The organism is Cohnella sp. CFH 77786 (assembly GCF_019400745.1).
Taxonomy (GTDB): domain Bacteria; phylum Bacillota; class Bacilli; order Paenibacillales; family Paenibacillaceae; genus Cohnella.
Window position 1 is genome coordinate 1 of record NZ_WJIB01000018.1, and the last position, 12,032, is coordinate 12,032.

At 56.7% G+C, this 12,032-nt stretch carries 12 protein-coding genes, 1 tRNA gene and 1 rRNA gene; all 14 read left to right on the forward strand.

The window, feature by feature from the left end; all coding sequences use genetic code 11:
* Positions 1–119 (forward strand): 23S ribosomal RNA (locus GE107_RS21530); the annotation flags it as partial.
* Between the two features lie 296 nt (positions 120–415).
* Complete coding sequence (locus GE107_RS21535; RefSeq protein WP_219642849.1) at positions 416–1,627, forward strand: putative glycoside hydrolase; 1,212 nt, start codon at positions 416–418, stop codon at positions 1,625–1,627.
* Positions 1,628–1,777: 150 nt separating this feature from the next.
* The gene (guaB, locus tag GE107_RS21540; RefSeq protein ID WP_219642852.1) at positions 1,778–3,235 is read left to right on the forward strand and encodes an IMP dehydrogenase; all 1,458 of its coding nucleotides are present in this window, start codon (positions 1,778–1,780) and stop codon (positions 3,233–3,235) included.
* 179 nt (positions 3,236–3,414) lie between these two features.
* Positions 3,415–4,749, forward strand: a complete 1,335-nt coding sequence (locus GE107_RS21545) for a D-alanyl-D-alanine carboxypeptidase family protein (protein WP_255570737.1) — start codon at positions 3,415–3,417, stop codon at positions 4,747–4,749.
* Between the two features lie 76 nt (positions 4,750–4,825).
* Complete coding sequence (gene pdxS / locus GE107_RS21550) at positions 4,826–5,707, forward strand: pyridoxal 5'-phosphate synthase lyase subunit PdxS (RefSeq protein WP_219642855.1); 882 nt, start codon at positions 4,826–4,828, stop codon at positions 5,705–5,707.
* 130 nt (positions 5,708–5,837) lie between these two features.
* Entirely contained in the window at positions 5,838–6,410 is a 573-nt protein-coding gene (pdxT, locus tag GE107_RS21555; RefSeq protein WP_219642858.1) for a pyridoxal 5'-phosphate synthase glutaminase subunit PdxT, read from the forward strand.
* 10 nt (positions 6,411–6,420) lie between these two features.
* Positions 6,421–7,704 (forward strand): serine--tRNA ligase, encoded by a 1,284-nt coding sequence (gene serS, locus GE107_RS21560; protein WP_219642860.1) that lies wholly within the window; start codon positions 6,421–6,423, stop codon positions 7,702–7,704.
* 74 nt (positions 7,705–7,778) lie between these two features.
* A tRNA-Ser gene (locus GE107_RS21565) sits at positions 7,779–7,867 on the forward strand.
* Between the two features lie 252 nt (positions 7,868–8,119).
* Positions 8,120–8,680 (forward strand): signal peptidase I, encoded by a 561-nt coding sequence (gene lepB, locus GE107_RS21570; RefSeq protein WP_219642862.1) that lies wholly within the window; start codon positions 8,120–8,122, stop codon positions 8,678–8,680.
* Positions 8,681–8,735: 55 nt separating this feature from the next.
* On the forward strand, positions 8,736–9,083 hold the full coding sequence (locus GE107_RS21575) for a hypothetical protein (protein WP_219642867.1): 348 nt from the start codon (positions 8,736–8,738) through the stop codon (positions 9,081–9,083).
* 18 nt (positions 9,084–9,101) lie between these two features.
* Positions 9,102–9,281 carry a hypothetical protein gene (locus GE107_RS21580; RefSeq protein WP_219642870.1) on the forward strand — a complete coding sequence of 60 codons (180 nt, stop codon included), beginning with the start codon at positions 9,102–9,104 and terminating at the stop codon, positions 9,279–9,281.
* Positions 9,282–9,331: 50 nt separating this feature from the next.
* Positions 9,332–9,484 (forward strand): small acid-soluble spore protein P, encoded by a 153-nt coding sequence (locus GE107_RS27290; protein ID WP_219642872.1) that lies wholly within the window; start codon positions 9,332–9,334, stop codon positions 9,482–9,484.
* Positions 9,485–9,702: 218 nt separating this feature from the next.
* A complete protein-coding gene (locus tag GE107_RS21590; protein ID WP_219642874.1) occupies positions 9,703–10,608 on the forward strand; it encodes a YitT family protein in 906 nt (301 codons plus the stop codon).
* A 126-nt stretch (positions 10,609–10,734) separates the two neighbouring features.
* Positions 10,735–11,835, forward strand: a complete 1,101-nt coding sequence (locus tag GE107_RS21595; RefSeq protein WP_219642876.1) for a hypothetical protein — start codon at positions 10,735–10,737, stop codon at positions 11,833–11,835.
* The last annotated feature ends 197 nt before the right edge of the window (positions 11,836–12,032 follow it).

Consider the following 12,032-nt stretch of genomic DNA (forward strand, 5'->3'; position numbering starts at 1 on the left):
TCAAGATGAGATTTCCCAGTATGTAAGACCCCTGGAAGAACACCAGGTTGATAGGCCCGGGGTGGAAGCGCGGCAACGCGTGCAGCTGACGGGTACTAATCGGTCGAGGGCTTATCCTACGCAGCAGCCCACAGGTTGCACGGTGTTTCATCAATCAGCACGATGTTTCGTAATCGCATGCCTGCACCGCGTTGCTTTGCAACGCTGCCTGCAGTCACACGGTTCTGTGACGACTTCGTCGCACAGTTCGCATCCAGTTTTCAAGGCGCAAGTTTAGCGGTTCCAAGCACTTCTCACGTTGCCAACGCGTGGGAAGTGTTTTTTCTTTTCCTTCCCTCCCAGCAATCTCTCATAGGCTGTTTACGCTCCCGAAGCCACACTACAAACAAAAATGGCTGCCAGGAGGCGAAGTGCCGTGAAAAGGCTGACCGCCCGGAGCTTGATTGTCTTCTGTACTGTCGCTGCTTTGACGAGTCCCTTCGTTCTGGCGGGTTGCACGCGCGAGGATCCTCCGGATTTGACTGCTCCGATCTCGACTGCAAGCTTGGAGAAGGCATCCCCCGTAAGGTTTCGGCAGCTTCAAACGTCGCCAGTCTCCATCAAGCTAGGCGCTCGTAACGACCCGAATCCTCCGTCCCATGCCGTTCGAGGAATTTATGTCTCGTCTTTTGCGGCCCTCACGCCGTCCAAAATGCAGTCGCTTATGAAGCTCTTGGATCAAACGGAACTGAACGCCGTCGTGCTGGACGTGAACAGCGGGGCCAGGTTATTGTCCCTCCCCCGCTCTCCGCGGCAAAGCTCGTTCGCGCGATCAGACTCCCCGGGAGCCCGGCGTTTGCGGCAAGCGGCTCGGGAACTGAAGCGGCGCCGTGTTTATTTGATCGCACGAGTTGTCACCTTCAAGGATTTCGAGCTCGCCGCCGCCCGGCCGGAGTGGGCTTTGAAGCGCAAAGACGGAGCCGTCTGGAGAGACGCGAGCGGCCATGCCTGGATTGACCCGTACAAGGAAGAGGCTTGGGCGTATCCGGCGGCGGTCGCGGCGGAAGCCGCGGCTTGCGGATTCGACGAGGTACAATTCGACTACGTCCGGTTCCCGGAAAATCCGTCCCGGGTCGATCGGGAGGCGGCTTACTCCAACCCCCTGGGCCGAAGCAAGAGCGAAACGATCCGCCGGTTCATGCGGTATGCGGCCGGCAAAGCCCGCGCGCGGGGAGTGCGCGTATCCGCGGACGTCTTCGGCATGGTCGGTTCCACGCATGGCGATATGGGGATCGGACAGCGTTGGCAAGATCTCGCGCTGGAAACGGACGTCCTCTCCCCGATGGTGTACCCGTCCCATTATTCTCCGGGCACGTGGGGAATCCCCCATCCGGATCTCTCGCCGGGACCCATCATCGCAAGGGCGTTGCAAGATGCAGCCGGCCAGAACCTGCGCCTGAAACGATCGGGAAAGCAGCCTTCCCAGATCAGGCCTTGGATCCAGGGGTTTACGGCCGGATGGATCCATCCCCATCAGCGATACGGACCGGCGCAAATCCGGGATCAGATTCGCGCCGCAAGACAAGCCGGGTTCTCCTCATACCTCATCTGGAATTCATCGTGCCGGTATCCTATTTTCCGCTCCTGAAAAGATCGGAATTTTCGAACATTTTGCCGCAACGGCGCGGTTTGAAGGGGCCGGGAATTTTCTTGACAGCCCCTAATGCCTCTGCTAAGATTGCCTATAATCAATCGGAGACATGGGCCGGCGCGTGGCCGGCAAAGGAGGGAAATGCTCGTGTGGCAGAATAAATTCGCCAAGGAAGGACTCACGTTCGACGACGTGCTGCTCATTCCCCGGAAATCGTCGATTCTTCCCCGGGACGTCGACGTTTCGACCAGGCTGAGTCCTTCCGTAAAGCTGAATATTCCGTTGATCAGCGCGGGAATGGATACGGTCACGGAATCGGCTTTGGCGATCGCGATCGCCCGGGAAGGCGGCATCGGAATCATCCATAAGAACATGTCGGCCGCTCAGCAGGCGGAAGAAGTCGACCGGGTCAAACGTTCGGAGAGCGGAGTCATCACCAATCCTTTCTCGCTGACGCCGGAACACCACGTGTACGACGCGGAAGAATTGATGGGCAAGTATCGGATTTCCGGCGTACCCATCGTGAACCGGGAGGGCAAGCTGGTCGGGATCCTGACGAACCGCGACCTGCGCTTCGTCCACGACTATTCCATCAAGATCGACAGCGTCATGACGAGGGACAACTTGGTGACCGCGCCGGTTGGGACAACCCTGCAAGAAGCGGAAGTCATTCTCCAACGGCATAAGATCGAGAAGCTGCCGCTCGTCGACGAGACGAACACGCTCAAGGGTCTGATCACGATCAAGGATATCGAAAAAGCGATCCAGTTTCCGAATGCGGCCAAAGACCGCCACGGACGTCTGCTCGTCGGCGCGGCGGTCGGCGTCTCCAAGGATACGTTCGAGCGTGCGGAAGCGCTCGTGCAAGCCGGGATCGACTTGCTCGTCGTCGACTCCGCGCACGGCCACCACATCGATATCGTGTCGATGGTCCGCAAGCTGCGCGAGAAGTATCCGGAGCTCACGATCGTGGCCGGCAACGTAGCGACGGGAGAAGCGACCCGCGATTTGATCGAGGCGGGCGCTTCCATCGTCAAAGTCGGAATCGGACCGGGCTCCATCTGCACGACCCGAATCGTGGCCGGCATCGGCGTTCCGCAAATCACGGCGATTTACGACTGCGCGACCGTCGCCCGCGAATACAATGTCCCCATCATCGCGGACGGCGGCATCAAGTATTCCGGTGAAGTGACGAAGGCGATCGCAGCGGGTGCCAGCGCGGTCATGATGGGCAGCTTGTTCGCGGGCACGGAAGAAAGCCCGGGCGAATCGGAGATTTTCCAGGGCCGGCGTTACAAGTCTTACCGCGGCATGGGCTCCATCGGGGCGATGAAGGAAGGCAGCAAGGACCGGTACTTCCAGGAGAACGAGAGCAAGCTCGTGCCGGAAGGCATTGAGGGCCGCGTTCCTTACAAAGGGCCGCTCAAGGATACGATCCATCAGCTGATCGGCGGATTGCGCGCGGGCATGGGTTATTGCGGCACGGGGACGATCGAGGAATTGAAGAACGATACCCAATTCATCCGCATTACCGGCGCGGGGCTTCGCGAAAGCCATCCGCATGACGTGCAAATTACGAAAGAAGCCCCTAATTACTCATTATAATCGCAGCAAACGCGAAAGCCGCGGGCAAGCTGACACAGCTGAGCCTTGCGGCTTTTTTGCAACCTTTTATCATCGGAATGATCCCCTGTAAATGCTGGAATTAAGGCGAAAGCCTTTTTTTTATGTCGCTCCGTTATGTTACAATGAAGGACGAATTTATCGATAAGGGAGAGAACGTTTTGAACCGTCCTCATTCGTCGTTCCGCAGCTCGCCTCTTTTGTCCAAACGATTCGTCTGCATGACGGTTTTGTTCGGCATTTTGTCCATGCTCCTGATGGCCGGAGCCGCTTCCGCCGCTCCCGCGACGCCGGCTCTTCAACTGAATGCCCAGGCCGCCATTCTCATGGACGCGGAGACCGGACAAGTTCTCTATCAGCATAATGCCGATTTGGCGCTTCCGCCGGCCAGCATGTCCAAGATGATGACCGAATACCTCGTGGAAAAAGCGGTCGAAGAGGGCAAAATCAAATGGGACGACGTCGTCACCGTTGGGGATAATGCAGCCGCGCAGATTGGAAGCCGGGTATTCCTGGCCAAAGGGGAGAAATATACGGTCAAGCAGCTTTACGTGGCAATGGCCGTCGCCTCTGCCAATGACGCGACCGTACAGCTGGCGGAAACGCTAGGGGGCTCCGAGCAAGAGTTCGTTAAGCTCATGAACGAAACCGCCAAGAAGCTGGGCATGACCAATACCCATTTCGTCAACACGACAGGGCTTGACCGCAGCGATATGCCGGCAGCCTTCCGTCCGGCGGAAGAAGGAGAAACGCTGATGTCCGCGCGCGATTCGGCGATCCTCGCGTATCATATTTTGAAGGAAATGCCCCAGTTCCTCGAGATTTCCAAAATCCCCAGTCTCAAGTTCAGGGAGAGGGATAAGACTTCGACGCCGAACTGGAACTGGATGCTGGAATCGAACAAGAACATTCCGAACTTCCGCAAATTCGCCTATCCGGGCGTGGACGGTCTGAAGACGGGACATACGCCGACTGCGGGCAACTGTTTCACAGGAACCTCTCTGCGCAACGGAACCCGGTTGATCGCGGTCGTCATGAACGTGCCGGGGGGCCTGTATGACGGCACGCGGTTCCTGGAAACGGCGAAGCTGTTCGATTACGGCTTCAACAACTTCGAGAAGAAGACGATCGTCGAAGGCAAAACGGCTCTGAAGGGCATCGAAACGCTCAAGGTGAGCAAAGGGAAACAGTCCAGCGTGCCCGTCGTCACCGCCCAGGATATCACGATTCTCGCGCCCAAAGGCTCGAACGTCGAGATTACCGAATCGACGATGAAGCCGGATCTGAATCCGTTGGTCGCTCCGATCAAGCAAGGGACGAAGATCGGCACGGCGACGGTGAAGTATACCGATCCGGCAACCGGAGAAGCGAAGACGGCAACCGTCGACATGATCGCGAACGAGGACGTCAACAAAGCCGGCTGGCTCACCTTGATGTTCCGCGCCATCGGAAGCTTCTTCTCCGGGCTGTTCAAAGGGATCGTGGATCTTTTCTAAATTCCGACCCGAGCGGTTGCCGATTCGCACACCTTCCTGTAAAATCAAGAGTTAGAATCTTCGGGAGGCATGGAACATGGAAACGGGAACTTCGAGAGTCAAACGCGGCATGGCCGAAATGCAAAAAGGCGGCGTCATCATGGACGTCATGAGCGCCGAGCAAGCGAAAATCGCGGAAGCGGCCGGAGCGACGGCCGTCATGGCGCTGGAACGCGTGCCGTCCGACATCCGGGCAGCAGGCGGCGTTGCGCGTATGGCCGATCCCACGATCGTAGAGGAAGTCATGAAGGTCGTCAGCATTCCGGTCATGGCCAAAGCGCGGATTGGACACTATGTCGAGGCGAAAGTACTGGAGTCGCTCGGCGTCGATTATATCGACGAGAGCGAAGTGCTCACGCCGGCGGACGAAGTGTTCCACATCAGCAAGAACGAATTCACGGTGCCGTTCGTCTGCGGCGCCAAAGATCTCGGCGAAGCGCTTCGCCGCGTTCAGGAAGGCGCGTCGATGCTGCGCACCAAGGGCGAGCCGGGAACCGGCAACGTCGTGGAAGCGGTACGCCACCTTCGCCTGATCATGGGACAGATCCGCAAGGTGCAGAACCTGTCCAAAGACGAGCTCTACCACGAAGCCAAAACGCTGGGCGTTCCTTACGACCTGCTGCTCGGCGTTCATGAAACGGGACGTCTGCCGGTCGTGAACTTCGCGGCGGGCGGGGTTGCGACTCCGGCCGACGCGGCGCTGATGATGCATCTGGGCGCGGACGGCGTATTCGTCGGATCGGGCATTTTCAAATCCGAAAATCCGGAGAAATTCGCCCGCGCGATCGTCGAAGCGACGACCCATTACGAAGATTACGGGTTGATCGCCCGCGTGTCCAAAAACCTGGGAGCTCCGATGAAGGGCATCGAGATTTCCAAGCTCGAATCTTCCCAGCGCATGCAAGACCGCGGCATCTAAGCCTTGTAATTCCGGCTTCAGAGGCCAGAACATGATTCGCCATCCGGCGGCTTCCCGCCGGCCTTCGCGGGCCGGGTTACGGGGGGCCGCCGTGATTGGTTTACGTATAAGGCGAGGGGAAGGGTAACGTATGAAGATCGGTGTACTGGCGCTGCAGGGAGCGGTCGCCGAACATATCCGCAGCATCGGACTGGCCGGCGGACAAGGCGTCGCGGTCAAGCGCACGGAGCAGCTGGGCGAATTGGACGGGCTCGTCATTCCCGGCGGGGAGAGCACCACGATCGGCAAGCTGATGCGGCAATACGGCTTCATCGAAGCGGTCCGGGATTTCGCGAGCCAAGGCAAGCCGTTGTTCGGCACCTGCGCCGGCTTGATCGTGCTGGCGGAAAGGCTGGAGAGCGGGGAGGAGCCCCATCTGTCTCTCATGAACATGACGGTGGCGCGGAACGCGTTCGGCCGCCAGCGCGAGAGCTTCGAAACGGAGCTCGACGTCAAGGGCATCGATTCGCCGCTGCGCGCGGTGTTCATCCGGGCTCCGCTCATCAAGGAAGTCGGGGAGAACGTCGAAGTGCTCTCCACTTACAAAGGCGAGATCGTGGCGGCCAAACAGGACCGGCTGCTCGTCTCCTCCTTCCACCCGGAACTGACCGACGATTTCCGTTTGCACGGGCTCTTCTTGGAGATGGCCCGGCAAGCCCGATAGGGGGATTTCCATGCTGGATGTCAAATTGCTTCGAACAGATTACGACCGCGTCGCCCAATCGCTGAAGAATCGCGGCGCTTCGACCGGACTGATCGCCAAATTCCCGGAACTCGACGCCGCGCGCCGCGAGAAGCTGACGGAAACCGAACAGCTGAAGAATCGCCGCAATGTCGTGTCCCAAGAAGTGGCGAAGCTGAAAAAAGCGGGAGGCAACGCCGACGAACTGATCGCGGAGATGCGGGACGTAGGCGACCGGATCAAGCTTCTCGACGAGGAAATCCGCGTCCTGGAGGCCGAGATCGACCTTATGCTGCTCGCCGTGCCCAACATGCCGCACGAATCCGTGCCGGTAGGCGCTTCGGAGGCCGACAATGTCGAGCTGCGCCGGGAAGGCACGCCTCGCGATTTCGGCTTCGAGCCGAAAGCCCATTGGGACATCGCCGCCGAGCTCGGCATTCTCGATTTCGAGGCCGCCGCCAAGGTTGCGGGCGCGCGTTTCGTGTTCTACAAAGGTCTAGGCGCGCGCCTGGAGCGGGCGCTCATCAACTTCATGATGGACTTGCACGCGGACAAGCATGGCTACGAGGAAATCCTCCCGCCGTACATCGTGAACCGGGACAGCCTGGTGGGCACGGGACAGCTGCCTAAGTTCGCGGAAGATTTGTTCAAACTGGAAGGCTCGGACTATTACTTGATCCCGACCGCGGAAGTGCCCGTAACGAACTTCCATCGGGAAGAAATTCTGGCCGCGGAAGATTTGCCCAAACGTTTCGTGGCGTACAGCAGCTGCTTCCGTTCCGAGGCGGGCTCCGCCGGCCGGGATACGCGCGGCCTCATCCGGCAGCACCAGTTCAACAAAGTCGAACTCGTGCACCTGTCCAAGCCGGACGCGTCGTTCGACATGCTGGAGCAGATGACGGGACATGCGGAGCGAGTCCTTCAGCTGCTAGGGCTGCCTTACCGGGTGCTGCTGCTCTGCACGGGGGACATGGGCTTCGGTTCTACGAAAACGTACGATCTCGAAGTCTGGATGCCGAGTGCAGGCGTCTATCGGGAGATTTCTTCGTGTTCGAACATGGGAGACTTCCAAGCTCGCCGCGCCGGGATCCGTTACCGCCCGGAAGCGGGAGCGAAGCCGGAATTCGTGCATACGCTGAACGGTTCGGGCTTGGCGGTAGGCCGCACGGTTGCCGCGCTGATCGAGAACTATCAGCAGGCGGACGGAACCGTGTTGATTCCGGAAGTCCTGCGTCCGTATATGGGAGGACTCGAGGGAATCGGCCCCAGGGGTTGATGTTGCAGCGGAGCATATGATATGATAACGGGGCAGATTCCGCCTGTTTGGACAGGCGATGCCCCTTTTTTTCTGGAGAGGTACCGAAGCGGTCATAACGGGGCGGTCTTGAAAACCGTTAGGGTGCAAGCCCACGTGGGTTCGAATCCCACCCTCTCCGCCATAACGAAGTATTCCGTTCAGGACGAAAGTGGGTTCGAACGTGCCGTTAAGCAAACATGCCGGGGGCATGTTCGTAGGCCCAGGAAATCGAATCCCACCCTCTCCGCCATATCCATAGACTCATGATCGACGCAGCTGCCGATTCTATCCGGTTCAGCTGCGTTTTTGCATTTGTTCTCTGCCGTGCTCGAAGAGAAATTACTCTTAAGCTTGTGATATGATAGGGGAAACAGAGTACCGGAGGGAAGAGAAAATGGAGTTCATCAAAAAATGCTGGAGCTGGATCTCGTCTTTGGCCGTTGCCTTCGTCGTTTCCTCCGTCATCGGAATTTTCATCATTCAGCCCTATGAAGTCGAAGGGCACTCGATGGATCCCACCTTACATGACGGCGAGAGGGTGTATGTGTCCAAACTTCCGCACACCTTTTCTTATTTGCCGGCCTACGGGGACATCGTTATTATCGACAGCAGAGTGGGCCGTAGCCGTTCTTTGAAGGACGACGTGCTCGAGAATCCGATTTTCAATTTGTTTTCAAACAAAGACAGCCGCATCTTTTTTATCAAACGGGTCATTGGAAAGCCGGGGGACGTGCTGGAAATTAAAAATCATCAAGTTTATCGTAATGGCAAACCGCTCACGGAACCTTATATCAAAGAACGGATGGATGACGTAACCGACGCCAAATGGACGGTGCCGGCAGGCCACATCTTCGTCATGGGCGATAACCGGAACATTAGCGATGACAGCCGGTCTTTGGGTTTTATTCCTCTGGACCATGTGTTAGGAAGTAAAATCAATATTTTATCTAAATAAAGCCTATGCATAAGAACCCCTGTCCGGGCCACCCTAACAAGGCGGAGGTGCTGAGATGTCAACCCATGACGAAATGACCGTCCCCCAGGACCAGCTGGTCGCAGCATGGCGGCGCGTGCTTCCCGAGCGGCTTCAAGGAGGAGACCGCGCGGAAGTATTGGCCGATGAAGCCGACCCCCGCGCGCTTAGGGTGCATATCCGGACGGCCGGCCATCAGATGATGGAATTCGATTTCGCCGTGCGCTACGTAGACAGCCGGGAAATCGGCGTCGAGCTGACGGACGTGGAAAAGGACGGACAAACCGTGGATGAGCGCAATGACGTCATGCAGGAGCTGATCCAGGATTACCGCCGTCACCTGCACGAATGCGCGCAAGCTCTGCACGACGTCACGCATGCTTGAATAAGGAGGGGCGGCTCAATGTCGGACGCGAACGGAATGGCGGATAAGAACTTGAGCAACGTCGTGGAACAGCTGAATCAGAATCCGGTGAACTCCCACCATCAGCAGCAGCTGCGGCAGGACAAGAACGACCGGCGCCATCAGGCGGCCCTGAATCATGATCACACCCCTGATCTGCATCATCCCAAATCCACGTAACCGGATCCTTCAAAGAGAACGCTGATTTCGAGAAGGAGGAGGTCTAGATCGTGAGCAAACCGAGGGTACAATCCCCCGTCGCCCGGCCATGGGAAACCGGACCGGACCGAGAACATAACAACCGGACGCCCAACGAACCGCTGTCCGGCTCCAAGAAAGTGAAGAACCGCAACCATACCCGTCACAATAATGGCGAAGGATGACGTTCTACCCCGGCGACTGCCGGGTTTTTTAGTGATTCAGCAAAGTATAAAATCCGCTATCCTTTTCTGAATTACCTCCGATAAAACGTCTATCCGTCCAAAAAGCTCGGTGTAGCCGCTTTACTTGATGAAATTCCTTCCATATAGTGTGCATAAAGTGACACAGATCCTTGTAAATTGGTATGATAGGGAAAACCCATTTTCAAGGAGGCAGATCGATGACCAAGAAGAACCATCCTATCTCTCCGCGGCCTCCGACCGCCGCCAAGCACAGCAAGCTGACGCCCTTCGAGGTGGCAAGACGCATTTTCTTCATTATGCTTGGAGCGGTCCTGGTCGGATTCGCGCTTGAAACTTTCCTCATCAACAACTCCATCATCGACGGAGGCATCACCGGCATTTCCATCATGTCCTCCTACTTAAGCGGCTTGCCGGTCGGCATTTTCCTCTTCGTCCTCAACCTTCCGTTCTTGCTCATCGGTTACAAGACGATCGGCAAAACGTTCGCTTTGTCCACTTTGCTCGGAGTCGCGACGTTGTCCGTGACGACATCAATCCTCCATAGCTGGAGTCCGTTTACCGAAGACACGTTTCTCGCGGCCGTATTCGGCGGCATCCTGCTGGGCGTAGGAACGGGGATTGTCATCCGGGCCGGCGGTTCACTGGACGGAACCGAGATCGTCGCGATTCTCGTGAACCGGAAGCTCCCGTTCTCCGTGGGCGAGACCGTCATGTTCATTAATTTCTTCATTCTCGGAAGCGCTGGATTCGTGTATTCTCTGGACCGCGCTTTGTTTTCCCTGATTGCGTACTACATAGCCTTCAAAGCGATCGACCTCACGATAGAAGGCTTCGACGAGTCCAAAGCGGTCTGGATCATCAGCGACAACTATCGGGAAATCGGGAGCGCGATCGTGGATCGGCTTGGGCGCGGCGTGACGTACTTAAATGGCGAAGGCGGCTATTCCGGCGACGATAAAAAAGTAATTTTCGTCGTCATCAACCGTCTGGAGGAAGCGAAGTTGAAATCCATCGTTACCGAGCTTGACGAGCAGGCATTCCTGGCGGTCGGCAACATCCACGACGTTAGAGGCGGCCGGTTCAAGAAGAGGGATATCCATTAGGCTTCGGAATGAAATGGCAGCTTATTTTAGGAGAAATTTAACCGAAAATGTCTTTTACTCCCCCCCTAATTAAGATACAATTGACGTTGTTCCATCGATCTTAATTCATGAGGGGAGTTTTACACTTTGGCAAGATCCAAAGTTTGGTTGTCGCTGGTTGCATTCATGCTCACGACCGCGCTGCTTCTCGCCGGCTGCAATAGCAACAAGTCGCCGCAGGAAGCGCTCAAAGCCGCTATGATCAAGTCCGCTGAGATGAAATCCTACAGCTTCAAAGGCAGCATGAAAATCGAGGACCTCAGCTTCCAAGCCGACGGCGCGGATGCCGAACAGACCAAGGCCATGCTGTCGATGTTCAAAGACACGGACATCTCCTGGACAGGCGCGTACAAGGCGGATCCGATGCATGTCGAAATGACGCTGTCCCTCGCCATGAAAGGCGACATGGCCGTCAATTTCAACATTCCGATCATCATGGAGAAGGAAAAAATGTGGGTGAAAATCCCGAACATTCCTTTCTTCCCGTTGCCGCAGGACATGGTGGGCAAGTTCCTGGAGCTCGATCTGAAGAAGATGGCCGAAGAGTCCGGCGAACCGATGCCGAACCTCGATCCGGGCAAATCGCAGAAATTCGCCAACGACATTCTCGCCATCATCTTCAACAACGTAGACGAGAAGCAGTATCTGTCTGATGTCAAAGTGAAGGACGCCGGCCTGCCGGAAGGCAACGACGTGAAGCAAGTGATCCGTTTCCAAGTGAACAAGGACCAAGTCGAACCGTTCGCGAACACCGTCGTCGAGAAGATCGCCCCGGAAATCATCGACCTGCTGTCCAAAAACGCCGAATACCGCGACATGCTCGGCCTGAAACAAGAAGACCTGGACCAGGCGAAGAAAGAACTCGGCGACACCAAGAAAGAAGACATCACCAAGGGCATGGAAGAGTTCAAGAAAGCCGTCAAAACGCTGGAAGTGACCGCGAACGTCGGGATCGATGCCAAGGAATATCCGGTGTACTCCGACATGCATGTGAAAGCTTCGGTCGATGCGGAAGGCGACGCTGTCACTTTCGCGTTCAAAGTCGTTTCCGAGACGAAAGACATCAACAAAGACGTGAAACTCGAATACCCGGAAGGCCCGAAAGACGTCGTTACCATGGAGCAATTCGAGCAGCAAATGGGCGGCGCGTTCGGCACAGACGCTCCGGCTCAAGGCTCGGAGAACTAATCGATATTATCCATCAACAGACGCCCTCGCGTAAGCGGGGGCGTTTTGTGTTGACAAAAACAAGCAACTTATTTTCGATGGTCAAAGCAATGGATCAACGGGATGAATAACCAAAGGGATGGTCGTCGGATCGTTTGATTGCGTTGTTGAAAAATACTCAGGACGATTTGGCGAGTCAAAATGAAGATTCCGGTGTA